General features: G+C 69.8%; 16 protein-coding genes, 2 rRNA genes and 1 pseudogene (1 of these 19 running past the window's edge). 11 read left to right on the forward strand and 8 right to left on the reverse strand.

Annotation, left to right across the window (positions count from 1 at the left end):
• From ACN28I_RS31755 to ACN28I_RS31765, 3 genes are all read left to right on the forward strand, one after another.
• Positions 1-1,598: ribosomal RNA gene (locus ACN28I_RS31755) — 23S ribosomal RNA — on the forward strand; it begins 1,371 nt to the left of the window's first position.
• Positions 1,599-1,765: 167 nt separating this feature from the next.
• Positions 1,766-1,882 (forward strand): 5S ribosomal RNA (gene rrf, locus ACN28I_RS31760).
• 201 nt (positions 1,883-2,083) lie between these two features.
• Complete coding sequence (locus tag ACN28I_RS31765; RefSeq protein WP_420945649.1) at positions 2,084-2,530, forward strand: hypothetical protein; 447 nt, start codon at positions 2,084-2,086, stop codon at positions 2,528-2,530.
• A 28-nt stretch (positions 2,531-2,558) separates the two neighbouring features.
• Here the strand turns inward: ACN28I_RS31765 and ACN28I_RS31770 are convergent, their stop codons facing one another.
• Positions 2,559-2,762 (reverse strand): SlyX family protein, encoded by a 204-nt coding sequence (locus ACN28I_RS31770; RefSeq protein ID WP_420945650.1) that lies wholly within the window; start codon positions 2,760-2,762, stop codon positions 2,559-2,561.
• Positions 2,763-2,827: 65 nt separating this feature from the next.
• Here ACN28I_RS31770 and ACN28I_RS31775 point away from each other — a divergent pair, with 65 nt between their 5' ends.
• Positions 2,828-3,124: a hypothetical protein gene (locus tag ACN28I_RS31775; RefSeq protein WP_420945651.1), complete on the forward strand. Its 297-nt coding sequence runs from the start codon at positions 2,828-2,830 to the stop codon at positions 3,122-3,124.
• Between the two features lie 71 nt (positions 3,125-3,195).
• Here ACN28I_RS31775 and ACN28I_RS31780 read toward each other — a convergent pair whose 3' ends face one another.
• Both ACN28I_RS31780 and ACN28I_RS31785 read right to left on the reverse strand, forming a co-directional pair.
• Complete coding sequence (locus ACN28I_RS31780; RefSeq protein ID WP_420945652.1) at positions 3,196-4,167, reverse strand: tetratricopeptide repeat protein; 972 nt, start codon at positions 4,165-4,167, stop codon at positions 3,196-3,198.
• A gap of 167 nt (positions 4,168-4,334) precedes the next feature.
• Positions 4,335-4,682, reverse strand: a complete 348-nt coding sequence (locus ACN28I_RS31785; protein ID WP_420945653.1) for a putative signal transducing protein — start codon at positions 4,680-4,682, stop codon at positions 4,335-4,337.
• 246 nt (positions 4,683-4,928) lie between these two features.
• On the opposite strand from ACN28I_RS31785, the gene ACN28I_RS31790 reads away from it, so the two are divergent.
• Together ACN28I_RS31790 and ACN28I_RS31795 are read left to right on the forward strand one after the other, a co-directional pair.
• Complete coding sequence (locus ACN28I_RS31790) at positions 4,929-6,119, forward strand: PAS domain S-box protein (protein WP_420945654.1); 1,191 nt, start codon at positions 4,929-4,931, stop codon at positions 6,117-6,119.
• Positions 6,073-6,885, forward strand: coding sequence for a sensor histidine kinase (locus ACN28I_RS31795; protein WP_420945655.1), 813 nt, complete (start codon positions 6,073-6,075; stop codon positions 6,883-6,885). Before ACN28I_RS31790 ends, ACN28I_RS31795 begins: the two co-directional genes overlap by 47 nt.
• Positions 6,886-6,899: 14 nt before the next feature.
• On the opposite strand, the gene ACN28I_RS31800 is transcribed toward ACN28I_RS31795, so the two are convergent.
• Positions 6,900-7,325, reverse strand: a complete 426-nt coding sequence (locus tag ACN28I_RS31800; RefSeq protein ID WP_420945656.1) for a hypothetical protein — start codon at positions 7,323-7,325, stop codon at positions 6,900-6,902.
• A 188-nt stretch (positions 7,326-7,513) separates the two neighbouring features.
• On the opposite strand from ACN28I_RS31800, the gene ACN28I_RS31805 reads away from it, so the two are divergent.
• The 4 genes and pseudogenes from ACN28I_RS31805 (at position 7,514) to ACN28I_RS31820 (ending at position 11,649) form a co-directional block, all read left to right on the forward strand.
• On the forward strand, positions 7,514-7,708 hold the full coding sequence (locus tag ACN28I_RS31805) for a hypothetical protein (RefSeq protein WP_420945657.1): 195 nt from the start codon (positions 7,514-7,516) through the stop codon (positions 7,706-7,708).
• Positions 7,709-7,924: 216 nt separating this feature from the next.
• On the forward strand, positions 7,925-9,637 hold the full coding sequence (gene glpD, locus ACN28I_RS31810) for a glycerol-3-phosphate dehydrogenase (protein WP_420945658.1): 1,713 nt from the start codon (positions 7,925-7,927) through the stop codon (positions 9,635-9,637).
• 415 nt (positions 9,638-10,052) lie between these two features.
• A pseudogene (locus ACN28I_RS31815) lies at positions 10,053-10,436 on the forward strand (protease inhibitor I9 family protein); the annotation flags it as partial.
• Positions 10,339-11,649, forward strand: a complete 1,311-nt coding sequence (locus tag ACN28I_RS31820) for a S8 family serine peptidase (RefSeq protein WP_420945659.1) — start codon at positions 10,339-10,341, stop codon at positions 11,647-11,649. The pseudogene ACN28I_RS31815 and the gene ACN28I_RS31820, both read left to right, overlap by 98 nt.
• 71 nt (positions 11,650-11,720) lie before the next feature.
• Here the strand turns inward: ACN28I_RS31820 and ACN28I_RS31825 are convergent, their stop codons facing one another.
• The 3 genes from ACN28I_RS31825 to ACN28I_RS31835 form a co-directional block, all read right to left on the reverse strand.
• The gene (locus ACN28I_RS31825) at positions 11,721-12,359 is read right to left on the reverse strand and encodes a DsbA family protein (RefSeq protein WP_420945660.1); all 639 of its coding nucleotides are present in this window, start codon (positions 12,357-12,359) and stop codon (positions 11,721-11,723) included.
• A 133-nt stretch (positions 12,360-12,492) separates the two neighbouring features.
• Entirely contained in the window at positions 12,493-12,912 is a 420-nt protein-coding gene (locus ACN28I_RS31830; RefSeq protein ID WP_420945661.1) for a hypothetical protein, read from the reverse strand.
• Positions 12,913-12,984: 72 nt separating this feature from the next.
• Positions 12,985-13,605, reverse strand: a complete 621-nt coding sequence (locus ACN28I_RS31835) for an RNA polymerase sigma factor (protein ID WP_420945662.1) — start codon at positions 13,603-13,605, stop codon at positions 12,985-12,987.
• Positions 13,606-13,794: 189 nt separating this feature from the next.
• Here ACN28I_RS31835 and ACN28I_RS31840 point away from each other — a divergent pair, with 189 nt between their 5' ends.
• Entirely contained in the window at positions 13,795-14,880 is a 1,086-nt protein-coding gene (locus ACN28I_RS31840; protein WP_420945663.1) for a hypothetical protein, read from the forward strand.
• 3 nt (positions 14,881-14,883) lie between these two features.
• Here the strand turns inward: ACN28I_RS31840 and ACN28I_RS31845 are convergent, their stop codons facing one another.
• A complete protein-coding gene (locus ACN28I_RS31845) occupies positions 14,884-16,227 on the reverse strand; it encodes a hypothetical protein (RefSeq protein WP_420945664.1) in 1,344 nt (447 codons plus the stop codon).
• Positions 16,228-16,326 lie beyond the last annotated feature (99 nt).

Consider the following 16,326-nt stretch of genomic DNA (forward strand, 5'->3'; position numbering starts at 1 on the left):
GTTTCCTGGGTCAAGTTAATCTTCCCAGGGTTAGCCGGAACCTAAGCCGAGGCCGAAAGGCGTAGGTGATGGAAAGCAGGTTAATATTCCTGCGCCATCTTGTAGACGTTGAACCGAGGAAGGACGGAGAAAGCTAGACGAGCTGGCCGGTGGTTGTGCCAGTCCAAAGGCGTAGGGGTGTCGCGTACGATGAAAAGGCGCGGCAGCTATCCCCGAGACCCCATGGCGTCCCGCAAGGGATTAGTCGTTGATGCTCGGCTTCCAAGAAAAGTTCCGCGGGGAGTCTACAGGGTGTCCGTACCGCAAACCGACACAGGTGGGTGAGGAGAAAATCCTAAGGCGCTTGAGAGAACTCTCCTCCAAGGAACTAGGCAAATTTCCACCGTAACTTCGGAAGAAGGTGGGCCTCTGGTAGGTGTAGGCGTACAGCCGAAGCCGAGAGAGGTTGCAGAGAAATGGCGGTAGCGACTGTTTACCAAAAACACAGGACTCTGCGAAGGCAAGAAGCCGACGTATAGGGTCTGACTCCTGCCCGGTGCTGGAAGGTTAAGGGGATTCGTCAGCCGCAAGGCGAAGCGATGATCCGAAGCCCCAGTAAACGGCGGCCGTAACTATAACGGTCCTAAGGTAGCGAAATTCCTTGTCGGGTAAGTTCCGACCTGCACGAATGGAGTAACGACTTCCGCACTGTCTCGGAGAGGGACTCAGCGAAATTGAAATAGCTGTGCCGATGCAGTTTACCCGCAGCAAGACGGAAAGACCCCGTGAACCTTTACTACAACTTGACAGTGACACTAGGGTTCGACTGTGTAGGATAGGTGGGAGCCTTTGAAGCCGGGCCGCTAGGTTCGGTGGAGGCAACGGTGAAATACCACCCTGTCGGATTCTGGTGTCTAACCATGCTCCTTTAGCGGGAGTTGGGACACTGTCTGGTGGGTAGTTTGACTGGGGCGGTCGCCTCCCAAAATGTAACGGAGGCGCGCGATGGTTCCCTCAGCCCGATTGGAAACCGGGCGTCGAGTGCAATGGCATAAGGGAGCTTGACTGCGAGACCGACAGGTCGAGCAGGTGCGAAAGCAGGTCATAGTGATCCGGTGGTCCTGAATGGAAGGGCCATCGCTCAACGGATAAAAGGTACTCCGGGGATAACAGGCTTATCTCCCCCAAGAGTTCACATCGACGGGGAGGTTTGGCACCTCGATGTCGGCTCATCGCATCCTGGGGCTGGAGCAGGTCCCAAGGGTTTGGCTGTTCGCCAATTAAAGCGGTACGCGAGCTGGGTTCAAAACGTCGTGAGACAGTTTGGTCCCTATCTGCTGTGGGCGTAGGATACTTGAGAGGCTCTGACCTTAGTACGAGAGGACCGGGTTGGAGACACCGCTGGTGTACCAGTTGTCTCGCCAGAGGCATCGCTGGGTAGCCATGTGTCGATTGGATAACCGCTGAAAGCATCTAAGCGGGAAACCGACCTCAAGAACAGGTATCCCGGGCGCAAGCCCCTGAAGACCCGTCGAAGACTACGACGTTGATAGGCCGGGTGTGTAAGCGCGGTAACGCGTTGAGCTAACCGGTACTAATTGGTCGTGCGGCTTACTTTACCTCAATCTCTCACGAGCTCCACCTCAACGGGGGGCAACAAGGGATTCGAGTCCAAGGTCGAGGCCCCGAGCGCGCTCCCGAAGAGCGGCGCCGGGCCCGGAAGAAGGCACCAGCTTCTCCAGCTAGAAATTGAAAACTACCCTTTGTATGTACTAAGTCACAGTTTTCCGGTGGCAATGTCGGAGGGGTCCCACCCGTTCCCATCCCGAACACGGAAGTTAAGCCCTCCAGAGCCGATGGTACTCCGCGGGAAACCGCGCGGGAGAGTAGGTCGCTGCCGGATTTTTTTTGAAGGCCCCGAGTCCTCACACACGTGAGGACTCGGGGCCTTCGCCTTTGCGGGCTACCGCATTTCTCCGCTCCGCGTGTGTCTTTCCGCGGCGCAGTGCCCTGCGCGACACCCTTTTGATCTTCGCGCTGGCGATGCCTCTCCAGGCTTGCTTGATTGGTGTTCCACCCTTCAAGTCTCAGGAGCGCCTCGCCCATGAAGCAGCTGCTGCGTCCCGTCCTCGGTGGTCTCCTCGCCCTCGCCGTCTTCCTCGCTCCGGAGCGCGCCGAGGCGGCTGACTTCCGGCTCACCCTCGGGGGCGACTACCAGATCGACACCGGCGCCTTCTTCCACCTCACCGGCACCGTCGACTTCGTCTTCGTCGGCCCCCTCTCCATCGGCACCCGCTTCGGCGCCCTCCTCACCACCTCACCCAATAGCCTCGGCGTCCCCCTCGACCTCAGCCTCCGCTTCAACCCCAGGCGCACCCCCCTCTACGTGGAGGTCCTCGGCGGCCCGTGGATCTTCTTCGAGGGCGATGTCTTCCGCGCCCATGGCGCCTTCGGCTTCGGCTACCAGGGCCGCTCCGTCAGCTTCGGCCTCGAGGTCGGCTACCTCCAGCCCAGGCCCCATGTCGGTCTGCGCCTCGGCTGGCGCTTCTAGCCTCCGCCGGCGGGCCTGCGGTCCGCGCTCAGTAGTGCGGCGGCTTCTCGTGCTGCCTCGCGTCCACCAGGCCCGGCTCGTCCTGCAGCTTCTTCTTGAGCTGCTCCACCTCCGCCCTCAGCGCGTCCATCTCGCGCTGCTGGGCGTACAGCACCTCGCTCAGCTCCTGCAGCAGCTCCTGCTGCTGCATGTAGCGCAGCTCCAACTCCACGATCCGCGACTCGTCTTCCATACCCCCTGGGATAACCCGGCCCCGGTCTCGTTGTCCCCTGTCGCGGCTCCGTTCCCGTGTGCCCCATGGATGCCTCCCGCCACCTCCTCCGCGCACGTGAGCTCCTCGAGCGCGGCCGGCCCGAGCTCGCCGAGTCCGCCTTGAGCGATGCCATCGATGCCTCCGTCCAGGCCGAGGACCTCGTCATGCTCACCCGCGCTCGCATGGCTCTGGGTGAGTTGTTGGTCTCCGAAGGCCGTGACGAGGAGGCTCTTCCCTTCCTCCAGGCAGTCGTCCGGACCGAGATCGCGGATGGTTCCGTCGATCTCGAGGTCAAGGCCGCCGCCCGGTTGCTCCGGCAGCTCCGCGGCATCCCCGAGTGAGTTGACCCGGGTTCAACCTGGGGTCCGCGCACCCTCACCCCGTCCCTCTCCCGAGGGGAGAGGGGTTCTTGCTACGGCGTGCGGCAGGCGCTCCTGACCGCGTCCATCCGCTCCGGAAAGCGTCTCTCCAGATCCATCCGCGTCGCCCTCATGTCGTCCATCCGCCCTGTCTGTCTTTGAATCTCACAGAGCGCCGACAGCGGTCTCATGTCCGACATGTTCAGGCGATCCGCCTCCCTCAACGCCTCCTCCGCTTCCTCCACCTCTCCCACCCGGTACGCCGCCATCCCCAGGTGGTAGTGCCCCATCACCAACCCCGGCTCCTCCTTCACCGCCTTCGCGAACAGCTCCTTCGCTTCCTTCATCCTCCCCTGCGCCGCCCTCACCAGCCCCTCCTCCACCCATACCCTCGCCCTCCCCAACACCCCCTCCAGCTTCCTCAAGACCTGGATCGCCTCCTCTCCCCGGCCCGCCTCGCTCAGCATCCTCCCGTACCTCACCCCCACTCCCGCTTCCCCGGGCGCCTTCCCGTACGCCTCCTCCACCGCCTTCAGCGCTCCTGCCAGGTCCCCGTCCCTCTCCGCGAAGTCCGCTCGCAGGAGCGCCGCCCTCGGATCTCCCGGCGCCAGCTCCACCGCCTTCGTCAGCGACTCCTCCTCGCACCGGGTCATCCGCTGCCCGTGGCACACCCTCGCCAGCAAGAGCTGCGTCTCTACTTCCCTCGGTGCTCTCCGCTCCGCTTCCTTCGCCAGCTCGTAGGCGTCCAGCGGCGCTCCCTCCTGCACCAGCTCCGCCGCCTCCCTCAGGTCCGCCCCCGTCGCCTTCGGGTTCTCCTTCAGCTCCTTCAGCACCCGCACCCGCTGCGCCGCGTCCGGTATCACCTTCGCGAGCGCCAGGTCCTGCTCCGGCGTGTTCCTCGGCAGGAACAGCGGAATCAGGTGCACCAGCAAGGCCACCGAGCAGGCGATCAGCACGCTTTTGATGCCCCGCTCGTTCCACCAGCGGCGCGGCTGTTCCCGCTCCCGCGGCGCTTCGGGCGGCATCTCGGGACCTCGGCGATCCCCGGTCTCTTCGGTGGGCGGGACGTTCAACACGGCCCTTCGACTCTAAGGGACTCGCCTCCCGCTCCGCAGCGCCCCCCGCCCGCTCCCCTGGTCACTGCTCGACACCCGTTGCCCGCCGCCATCAGCCTGGCTCATCCCCTCCCACCTCAGGACACCGCCCTCAGCCTCGGCCTCGGTGTCTCCGGCAGCTCCTCCCCACAGCTCCAGCACAGCTCGAAGTTCCCCGGGTTCTCCTCCCGGCACCCCGGGCACTCCACCTCCCTCGCCGCCTTCTCCCCGTCCCCCTCCACCTCCTCCAGCAGCTCCTTCGCCCTCGCTACCTCCTCCTCCGGCACCCACAGCTCCACCCACGTCTCCGTGCTCGGTATCTCCCCTCCCAACGGCGCCAACGCCTCCCCTCGCACCTCCACCGACAACCCCGAGCCCGTCAGCAACCCCGCCCGCAGCCGCGCCTCTCCCGCCGTCCGGTGCACCGAAAACCTCACTCGCTTCATGGACCCTCTCTAGTCGGCGCTCCTCTCCGCCCGCAACCCGCCCTCGCTCCCCTTCACGCCCCTTCTTGCTCCCTCCCTGGCTCGCTCCTCGGCCAGGCAGGTACACTGTCCAGCTTCAGGGGGGCACATGTGAACGGTTTCCAACTCACTCGGGAAGGGGAGGGGACTTCCGTAGTTCCCTCGCGGCGTTCCTCCATCTATCCGTTGCCGGATTCCGTCCCCCCGTCGCTTCCCCTCGGAGACGCCGTGGCCTTCCTCCCCAGCAGCCTCTCCCAGCCCCTCGGTCTCCCTCCCTGGGCCCGCTACGGACTGGCCCTGCTGCTCACCGGCCTCGCCTTCTCCCTCCAGGGGCTCCTCTCGCCCTGGCTCTCCGGCTCCCCCTACTTCCTCTTCCTCTCCGCCATCCTCCTCGCCTCCTGGCTCGGCGGCCATGGGCCCGGCGTCCTCGCCACCGTCCTCTCCCTCGTCCTCACCTCCCTCTTCTTCCGCACCCCAGGGCCCCCCTCCCACCACCTCGTCTCCAGCGCCCTCTTCACCGGCGTCTCCGCCCTGCTCACCCTGGTGGCCTCCCGCGTCCGCCTCCTCCTCCACGAGGCCCACGCCGCCCGCTCCGCCGCCCAGGCCAATGGCCATACCCTCGCCATCACCCTGCGCAGCATCGGTGACGCCGTCCTCACCACCGGGCCCGACGGCCTCGTCCGCTTCATCAACCCCGTCGCCTCCTACTTCACCGGCTGGCGGGAGGCCGACGCCATCGGCCAGCCCCTCCCGCGCGTCCTGCGCCTCGTGGACCCCTCCACCCGCGAGCCCCTCGAGCCCTCCCGCTTCGTCCCCGACGAGGCCCGGCCCGTCCAGCTCGGCCGCCAGGCCCTCCTCCTCTCCAAGAGCGGCGCCGAGCTCCCCATCGAGCACACCCTCGCCCCCATCTCCGACTCCCAGGGCCACTCCCTCGGCACCGTCATCGTCTTCCGCGACATCTCCGCCCGCTACCGCGAGGAGCACGAGCACGCCCAGCTCCTCGCCCGCGAGCTCGATGCCCTCCGCGAGGCCGAGACCCAGCGCGAACGGCTCGAAACCCTCTTCATGCAGGCCCCCGTCGCCATCTGCCTCACCCGCGGCGAGGACCACGTCGTCGAGCTCGTCAATCCGCTCGGGCAGACCCTCGTCGGAGAAGCTCCTCACCCCGGGCCGCTCCGTCCGCGAGTCCTTCTCCGGCCTGGATCCCCACCTCCTCCAGCTCCTCGACGAGGTCTACCGCAAGGGCACCCCCTTCACCGGCCACGAGGTCCCCCTCCGCGCCGACTTCTCCGGCTCCGGCCACCCCGAGGTGAAGTACTTCGACCTCACCTGGCAGCCCTGGCGCGGCCACGCCGGCGAAACCCTCGGCACCATGGGCCTGTGCGCCGAGGTCACCGAACAGGTGCTCGCCCGCCGTGAAGTCGAGGCGCTCGCCTCCGATCTCCAGAAGGCCCTTCAGATTCGCGACGACTTCCTCTCCGTCGCCTCCCACGAACTCAAGACGCCGCTCACGTCACTCCAGCTCCAGTTGCAGCTCCTCTGGCGCTCGCTCCCGGAGACCGGCCCCGACGGCCAGCCCCATCCGGCCCGCAAGCGCATCGAGGCCACCCGCCGCCCCGCCGAGCGGCTCCACCAGCTCGTCAACAACCTGCTCGACGTCTCCCGCATCCGCGCCGGCCGCCTCGCCCTCGAGCACGAGACCGTCGACTTCTCCGCGCTCCTCCAGGACGTCGTCACCCGCGCCGAGGCCGATGCCGCCGGCGCCGGTTGCACCCTCATCCTCCGCGCCGACTCCCCCGTCATCGGCCGCTGGGATCGGCTCCGCCTCGAGCAGGTCGTCACCAACCTGCTCTCCAATGCCATCAAGTACGGCCCCAACCACCCCATCGAGATGACCGTCGTCCAGGACGGGGAGATCGCCCTCCTCACCGTGAGAGATCACGGCATCGGCATCGCCCCCGAGAACCAGGCCCGCATCTTCCAGCGCTTCGAGCGCGCCGTCTCCGAGCGCCACTACGGCGGCTTCGGGCTCGGCCTGTGGATCGTCAAGCAGATCGTCGAGTCGCTCGGCGGCGACATCCGCGTCGAGAGTCAGCCCGGAAAGGGTGCCACCTTCACCGTGGCCCTTCCCCTCAAGCCGCCTCCCAGCTCCCGCGAAGACTCCCCCTCCCACGCCTCCGCCTGAAGCGTGGGTTCCTGTTACTCCTCCTGACGCAGCTCGTGCGGCAACACCGCGTGCGCGTGCCTCGGCGCCTTCAGGTGCAGCTCCTCCGTCAGCAGCTCGTCCAGCTCCTCCAGCAGCTCGTCGTACGGCGTCCCCGTTCCCCTGGCTCGCTGCCCCGCGTGCGCCTCCAGCCTCACCCGCGGCGTCTCCTCGTCCTCGAACGCCAGGCTCACCGCCATCCCTCTCGGGCCCCCCGCCACCGGCTCCACCACCGCCGGCGCCGGCTGCTTCTGCGCTTCCGCTATCAGCGGGCCCAGGTGCGCGACTTCCTCCTCCGTCAGCGCCCTCTCCACCACCGTCTCGCCCTGCTCCAGCACCCGCAGGTGTCTCAGCCCCTCCACCCGCACCGCCTGCGCCCCCGTGTTCGTCCTCCCGCTGCGCTCGTACGTCACCGTCTTCACGCGCCACCTCCCCCTGCTCGGCCTACGGGCTCCACCCTCTGGAGGTAGTCACGCCCCCGCCTCCTCGCAGCCTGCTCGCTCCCTTTCCGACACTTGCCCACCCCGGCGGTCCCCGGTGCCGCTTCCGCGCTTCGCCCCCAGGTTGCTCCCTCCCGGGTATCCCGCCCGGCTCTCGGAGGTCTCGCACCGTGCCCAACAACCCCAACGACCAGCGCTCCAACGTCAAGAACCCCAACAACCCCGCCCAGAAGCAGGACCGCGACAACAGGTCCAATCAGAAGAATCCCAACAACCCCGCCCACCCCTCTCGCCAGGCCGATAGCGGCAGCTCCTCCTCCGGGGGCTCCATGCCCGGGTCGTCCCCCAGTGAGACCAAGCGCTGACTTCTACTTGGGGGGCTGAGTGGGGCTTCCTCTTGGCGAACCCTGGACCTTCGGCACCCTCACCCCGTCCCTCTCCCGAGGGGAGAGGGGTGGGGGGTTGTCCGGTAGGGCAGGGGTCTTCGGACTCCATCTGTCCGGTTTTCCCTCACGTTCACTCTGACGCGCCGCGTTTACTTCCTGCTGCCTACCCCTTCCCCCCGCCATTACACTCCCGCCGTGCGCCCTGACTCCGCCGCCCTCGCTACTCGCGACTCCTCCGCCGTCGCCCCCCTTCCTCCTCCGGCGCCCCAGCCTCCCGCTCCCCGCTCCGAGCGCCTCCTCGCTCTCTCCTCCAGCGAGTTCGATCTCCTCGTCATCGGCGGCGGCGTCACCGGCTCCGGCATCGCCCGCGATGCCGCCCTCCGCGGCCTCCGCGTCGCCCTCGTCGAGCGCGAGGACTTCGCCTCCGGCACCTCCAGCCGCTCCTCCCGCCTCATCCACGGCGGCGTCCGCTACCTCGAGCACGGCCACCTCGGCCTCGTCTTCGAGTCCTCCATCGAGCGCTACCGCCTCCTCCGCCTCGCCCCCCACCTCGTCCGGCCCCTCGCCTTCGTCTGGCCCGTCTACCAGGGCGCCCGCATCCCCCGCTGGAAGCTCGCCGCCGGCCTCAAGCTCTATGACGCCCTCGCCCTCTTCCGGAATGTGAAGGGCTCGCGCAGCCTCAACGCCCGCCAGGTCTCCGAGGCCGTCCCCGGCCTGCGCACCGACGGTCTCACCGGCGGCTCCCGCTACTACGACGCCGGCACCGACGACGCCCGCCTCACCTTCATCAACGCCCTCGCCGCCTCCGAGGCCGGCGCCGTCGTCCTCAACCACGTCGCCGTCCGCTCCCTCACCATCGAGGACGGCCGCGCCCGCGGTGCCACCGTCGTCGACACCCTCACCGGCCAGCAGCTCTCCGTCCGCGCCCGCGTCATCGTCAACGCCACCGGGCCCTGGACCGATGAGATCCGCAAGCTCGACGCCGCCAGCGGGGGCAGCCCCTCCGTCCGCGGCTCCAAGGGCGTCCACATCTCCGTCCCCCGCGACCGGCTCCCCACCGACTGCGCCCTCACCCTCCTGTCCCCCGTCGACGGGCGCGTCATGTTCATCCTCCCCGCCGGCACCCACACCATCATCGGCACCACGGAAACCGCCACCCGCGCCCACCCCTCCGAGGTCCGCGCCAGCGTCTCCGACGTCGACTACCTCCTCACCTCCGCCAACGGCTTCTTCCCCCAGGCCCACCTCTCCCGCGAGGACGTCGTCAGCGCCTGGGCCGGCATCCGCCCCCTCGTCGCCAGCGGCTACTCCGGCACCGACGCCGGCAGCGCCAGCCGTGAGCACGCCATCCACGCCAGCCCCACCGGCGTCCTCGCCATCTCCGGCGGCAAGCTCACCACCTACCGCGTCATGGCCCGCGACATGGTCGACGCCGTCGAGAAGGCCCTCGACGCCCCCCACCGCAAGGCCCCCACCGACTCCCTCCCGCTCCCCGGCGGCGACATTCCCTCCTTCGACGCCGAGCTCGCCACCGCCCGCGCCGAGGTGGGCCGCGAGGACACCGCCCACCACCTCGTGCGCGCCTACGGTGGCCGCTGGCGTCAGGTGTGGGCCCTCACCCGCGAACAGCCCCACCTCGCCGACCCCCTTGTCCCCGGCCTTCCCTACATCCGCGCCGAGGCCGTCCACGGCGTCACCCACGAGCTCGTCCACACCCTGTCCGACCTGCTCGTGCGCCGCCTCAAGGTCGCCTTCGAGACGAGAGACCTGGGCCGCGCCGCCGCCCGCCTCGCCGCCTCCGACATGGCCCCCCTCCTGGGCTGGAGCCCCGAGGACCTCGAGCGCCAGCTCGCCGACTACTCGCGCGACGTGGAGCGGCTCTTCGGCATCGACCCCGCCGACGCCTGACGTCCACCAGACTCCAGCCCGGGGCCGCTCCCGCCCGTCTTCCCTACCGGTCAGCAATCAGGCGACCTACCGTGCTTCAATAAGGAATGGGTCCGTCCTCCAAACGTTGTCCGGACCCTTGTCCTCCGCCCGGTACCGCCAGGCGGTGCCCACCCCCCGGACGGGGTAAGGAGACGTACACATGCGGCGATTGGTGCTGTTGGGCCTGCTGGGCCTGGGTGTGAACGGTTGTCTCATCGAGCCCCCCGACGATGGCATCGAGCCGCAGGAGCAGCCGCTCTGTCCCGACCTGGTCGTCGAGGATCTCAGCCGCTCCTCCGGCAGGGCGTCCGCGCTGGGCACCGCCTCCTCCGCGCTGACCGCCGCGCCCGACGCCTCCCAGCCCATGCTGGTGCGCTTCCGCAAGCAGACCGGGATGCGCTCCGCCGCAGCGCTCCGCCAGCGCGAGGACAAGGTCCGCAAGCTGGGCGCCCGCCTCAAGTACCACTGGCCCTCGCTGGACACCGTGGCCGCCTCCCTCACTCCCGAGGAGCAGGCCCGGCTCGCCCAGGACCCCGACGTCCTCTCCATCTCCCCGGACCGGCCCGTCCGTGCGCTCGGCCTCGCGCCCCGCGTGGCCGTGCCCGCCCTGCTCGCCGCGCCCGCTCCCGCCTCCGAGTACACCTGGGCCGTCCGCATGACCCAGGCGAATGACGTCTGGGATGCCGACGGCGACGGCGTGCTCGACACCGGCGCCCCCACCGGCTCCGGCGTCAAGGTGTGCGTCATCGACAGCGGCATCGACCCCGAGCACCCCGAGCTGCAAGGCCGCCTACGCCGGCGGCAAGGACTTCATCGACGACGACGACAACCCCGAGGACCGGGACGCGGCGGGCGCGTGGGGCGGTGGCCATGGCACCCACGTGGCCGGCACCATCCTCGCCCAGCTCGGCGCCGGCGGTCAGGTGGACCTCAACGACACCAGCCTGAGCCCCAACGGCATGGTGGGCCTGGCTCCCGGCGCCCAGCTCCTCGTCGCCCGTGTGCTCGATGAGCGCGGCGATGGGCGCACCTCCGACGTCATCGAGGCCGTCCAGTGGTGCCGCACGGCGGGCGCGAAGATCGTCTCGCTCTCGCTCGGCTCGTCCATGTCGGACCCCGCCGAGGAGGCGGCCTTCCAGGAGAGCTGGAACGCGGGCGTGCTCGCCATCGCGGCCAGCGGCAACGGCGGGGAGCTCGCCAACGCGGAGTCGAAAATCTACCCGGCCGCCTACCCCACCGTCATCGCCGTGGGCGCGGTGGATGCGCAGGCGAAGCACCCCAAGTTCTCCCAGGGCGGAGAGCACCTGAGCCTCGTGGCCCCCGGCGTCGACATCTACTCCACCTACCCGCGGGGCCACTCGCCCTTCGCCAACGTGGTGGCCGGTGGCGTCTTCTACGCCTCGCGCGCCCTCGACTACGTCCCCTACGAGGAGTACGAGGGCACGCTCGTCGACTGCGGCCTGGGCATGGGCATGCGCTCGTGCCTCGGCGCCACGTGCGAGGGCTTCGTCGCCTACGTGGACCGCGGTGACATCAAGTTCAACGAGAAGGTGAAGAACGTGCGTTCCCAGGGCGCGCGCGCCGTCATCGTCGGCAACAACGATCCGGCCGATGACGCGGCCCTCGGCTTCACGCTGGGCAACCCCGCCTCCTGGCCGCCCGTGACGGCGGTGCCCACCACCACCGTGCCCGCCATCCGCGCCCAGTTCGGCAAGACCGTGCGCGTGGGCATCCGCGGCGGTGACTACGCCTTCAGCTCCGGCACCTCCATGGCCACGCCCCACGTCTCCGCCGTGGCCGCGCTGGTGTGGAGCGCCAACAAGGACCTCACCAACGCCGACGTGCGCCGCATCCTCCAGAGCACCGCCAAGAACCTCACGGACGGCGAGACGCCCGAAGGCGCCGATGGCAAGGACATCGTCTTCGGCTACGGCCTGGTGCAGGCCCGGGCCGCGGTGGAGAAGGCCATCCTGGAGTCGCAGAAGCCGTAGTCCGGGGGCCGCGTGTCCCCGGGCGCTCCCGTGTCACGTCACACGGGAGCGCCCATCCCCGGCCCGGTGCCTCAGCGCGCGAGCGCAGCGTCGATGACCTCGGCGAACTGCTCCGGCGGGAGCGCCCCCACCAGCGCCGTGTCGTTGATGAAGAAGGTGGGAGTGCCCTCGACGCCCCGCTGGCGCGCCTCCGCCAGCTCCGCCTCGAGGTAGTTGTCGTAGGCGCCGCTCTCCAGCGCCCGCTCGAAACGCTCCACGTCCAGCTTCAGCTTCTTCGCCAGCTTCACCAGCGAGGCCCGGTCCAGCTCCCGCTGCTGCTGGAAGAGCGCGTCGTGGTACTCCCAGAAGCGGCCCTGCTCCGCCGCCGCCATGCTCGCCGCCGCCGCCAGCTTCGCGTGCTCGTGGAAGGGCAGCGGCATCTGCCGGAAGACGATGCGGATGCGGTCCCCGTACTTCGCGCGCAGCTGCTTCACCGCGGTGCTCCCCTTCGCGCAGAAGGGACACTCGAAGTCCGACCACACCTCCACCGTCACCTTCGCGTCCGCCGGGCCCTGGCTCGGGGCCTCGCGGCGGGGCGTGGCCGCCCGGGGCGCCGGGGCCTCGTGCACCTTGCCCTTCGGGCAGTTGCCATCACAGGCCTGGGCGGACGACACGGGGACAAAACCAGACACGAACGCGCCGACGAACGCGGCGGTGAGCATGCGCTTCATGAGGGACCTCGGATGGATGGGTTTCGCCAGGCCCCGGGAGAGGGGGGCGGCGGGTTCTTCCTGCTCGCCCCTGGCCCTCATGAGTGACGCGGGCGGCGCGCGGGTTTCAGCGCGCCATTTCTTCCTTCATTTCTCAGGGCAGCGGCCGCGCGGGCGACGCCAGCAGGCACGCTCCGAAACGCGCTTCCACCCGCGCCACCGCGTCCACGCTCGGGTCCATGCACGCCGGCACCTGCGCCATGGAGACGAGCCCCTCGCTCCACGCGTCCTCGGAGGAGAAGGACGAGCGCGACGTGGACGGCGAGCGCGGCATCATGCTCAGGGCCATGAAGGCCACCGCCGCCGCGGCTCCCATCATCGCCACCAGCCCCCGAGGCTCCCGGCGCACCTGGCGCGGCGCGGGCGGCGGACGCAGCCTCGCCTCCAGGGCCTCGAAGCTCAGCGCCGGACGCGCCGGCATGCGCCGGGCCCGCTGCGCCATCCATCCTCGCTCCGTGCGCAGCCACGCCAACGCCCGCGTGCACGTGGCACACGTGGCCGCATGCGCGCTCACGCGCTCGGCGTCCTCCGGGGAGAAGCTCTCCGGCGAGCAGCGCGTCCAGCTCCGGCTCGCGGCAGGGGGTGCTCATGAATGACCTCCGTTTCCGACGTGCCCGGCGAGCCGCTCGCGCAGCTGCAGCCGTGCACGGTGTATCTCGTTCTTCACCTTGGGCAGCGACCAGCCCATCACCTGGGCGATGTCCTCGTACGCCAGCCCATGATCGATGCGCAGCAGCAGCGCCGAGCGCCGCTCCTCGCGCAGCTCCCCGAGCGCCTCCGCCAACAACCCCTCCATCTCCCGGTCCAACAGCAGATCCTCCGGCGTGGGCGAGGGCAGCGCCGCCTCCAGCAGCGGCTCGTTCTCCTCGGAGGCGATGTCCAGGTGCGTGCCCCGCGTCCGGCGCGACTCGAGGTAGATGTGGCGGGCGATTCCCAGCAGCCACGAGGACAGGCGCGCCTCGTCGCGCAGCGCCCCGAGCTTCCCGTGCGCCCGCACGAAGGTCTCCTGGGTGGCCTCGTCCGCGGCGGACTCGTCCCGGAAGAGATCTCTCAGGAAGCGCCAGACGGCCGGCGAGTGCTGCTCGAAGAGGGTCCGGAAGGCGACCGGGTCTCCCCGCCGCGCGCGCGTGAGCAGCCGGCGCTCGGCGTCCTCGGCCGAGGAGGCGCCGCCGACGAGGGGCAATCGGACCGCGAAGAGGTGACTCACGCGCCGTGGTGACATGAAGCCGCCGGGAGTTTCACCGCTCGTTCTCTTTCATGCTGGCCGGGTGCGTCAGAGCGTGCCCGCCCGGCCCGGGAGCCGCCAGGGAAGCGGGGTGCCGCTGGGGGCCGGGTGTGTCCCTCCGAGAACAATTCCCACCTTTCGCCACGGGGAGGGGTCAACGAGGAGAACGGCATGCGGAGAGCCATCTGGATGGCGCTGGCCTTCATGGGGACTGCCCCTCTGGTGGCCCTGGCGCAGCAGAACACGGGAGCAGCCCCGGCGGCGAGCCCCTCGGGAGCGGCGGGCATCGACCGGGGACAGGACACGACGGCCCAGCAGGCTCCCGGGTCGCCCGGGCAGCAGTCAGCCGGGGCCATCGGGACGGCCCAGGGCCAACCGGCGACCGGCGGCGGAGGGGTGCATGGCACCGGTGACGCCCAGGGCGGCGGGGCTGGCGGAACGGGCGGAACGGGTGGGGTGGAAGCGGGGACGGGGGGCGGTGGAACGACGGGCCCCACGTATCGCGGCACCACGCAGGAGATCGCGCCCGCGTCGCCTCCGATCGATGTCGGCACCCGCGTCGGACCCGAGCCCGGTGAGCAGGCCGGGGGCGCGGGGACGGGCACGGGCGGCGGAACGGGCGGCACTGGGACGGGCACGGGCGGCGATGTGGGAACGGGCGTCGGCGGCGGCACGGGTACCCAGGGTGGCGGCGGTGGCCAGTCGGCGATGCAGCAGGCGCCCGGGGGCTCCGAGGCGATGCAGCGGGAGCTGACCACCCTGCGCCAGCGCGTGTCCCGTCTGGAGGCCGAGCTCGGTGCCCTGCGCGGAACGGGTGGTGGAGGCACCGGCGGCGCGACCCCGGGGGTCGACACCGGCACTCCGGGCCCGGACCCGGAGGACATGGAGGTTCAGGGTCCCGTCGCCGTGGCCTCCGCGGTGTTCGACGGCCGGGTGGTCAACAACACGCGCAAGCACATCGATATCGTCGACACCTCGGATGGCACCTTCTACCGCCTCACCGTCGATGACCAGACGCGGGCGTTCGTGGGGCCGGACCTGAAGCGCATCCCCGTGGAGCAGCTCTCCGAGGGGACTCCGGTGCGCACCTCGTTCGCGCTCATCTCCGGCGAGGAGCGCGCGCGCTACATCGTCACGCAGCCGCAGCGGTCGCAGCAGCAGCAGAGCGAGCGGCAACAGCGGCAGCAGCAGCGCCAGGAGCGGATGGGGCCCGGGCAGCGGATGGTGGTTCCGCCGCAGCAGACGCCCCAGCAGTGAGCCTCAGTCGAGCTCCAGCAGGTTCAGCGACGGGATGAGGGGCTGGGGCATCTGCCACAGCCCCGCCTGGTGCTGGTAGCCGACATCGAAGGCACTCAGGATGGCGGGCCAGCGATCCTCGAAGAGGGCCCAGTTGTACTCGGTGGGCTTCGAGGTGAGGACGTTGTGGTCCCGGTCCGGCCGCCGGCAGGTGTAGTCGCTGAACTCCCAGGCGACAGGGCCGAGCGGCAGGCGCAGCGTCGGCGTCATCGCGTGCATGAGGGCGGCGCGGGGCACCTCGCCCTCGCGGTGGGTGGAGGGCGTGAAGGCCGGCTGCACGGCGTTGTGCTGCTCGTGCCAGGCCAGGTAGTTGTTGGCGAAGGCGATGAGCGCATCCCGCTCCGAGGCTCCGGCCGTCTGGCGCGCATCCTCATAGAGGGCGAAGGAGGCCACCAGCAGGCTCCGCCCGCTCACCTCGGGCAGCACGCTCGTGAAGTGCGTGGGCTGCGGCGAGTCCTTCACGTGCTCGAGCGCGTACCTCCAGGCCCGCCGGGCCTCGCCGGCCTGCGCTCCCTCCAGCGCGAAGCCGTCCACCACCTGGGCCGCCGTCACCGTGTTCCCACCCGAGCGCCCGCGCCAGTCGAGGTACATGCGCGCCGCGATGGCGATGTCCCCGTAGATGGCCACGTTGCCATCGATCAACAGTTGCTCGAGCGTGCGCGCCATCGCCTCGGCCTTCTCGAGCGGCGTGACTCCCGGCGCCTCATGCAACACGCGCGCGACCCGCCAGGCGGTGATCCACAGGGTGCGGGGATCCGCGAACACGTCGAGGTTGGCCGCGCTCAGCAGCGTGCCCAGGGAGGCGGCCACGTCGTGCGACAGGCCGAACCACCGCAGCGTGCCCGCGACCTTCTCCGCGACGAGGCGATCCGGGCCGGCGAGACTCCCGCGGTCGAGCGCGCGCTGCACGGACGGAGCGGGCTCGCCCTGGGCGGCGTCGATGATGGCCCGGGCGAGGTAGGCACCGAGCATCCCCTTGCCCGCCTCCAGTGACGCGTGGGGGGCGAAGGCGAACCAGTTGCTCAGGACGCGGCTGCTCCCGCCGGGCCGGTACTCCGGGTCGAGCAGCTCCTGCATGGCGTGGGCGAGCTGGATGTAGCCCTGGGTGATGCGGTGGTTGGTGTCCAGGGCGCGGGAGGAATCGGCCACCAGCCAGGGAGCGGGCTCACGCAGGACGTTGCGGGGCCGGGGCGCGTCGACGCGCACGGTGGGCTCGGGAGCAGGCGACGAGGGCAGGGCGGCGGGCTCGCCGGTGCTGGCCGGTGGGGTCCCCCCTGGGTTGCTGGACGATGAATCCTGGTTCGACATGGACTGCTCCCCCGCGTGCCACGCGAGACTGGCCGGGCATACGGAGGTGGCTTCCGTGGGCCTGGAGCCTCCTCGGAGGCTCGGAGAGCGGCCCGTGAG

This window comes from Archangium gephyra (genome assembly GCF_049060025.1).
Lineage (GTDB): Bacteria > Myxococcota > Myxococcia > Myxococcales > Myxococcaceae > Archangium > Archangium gephyra_A.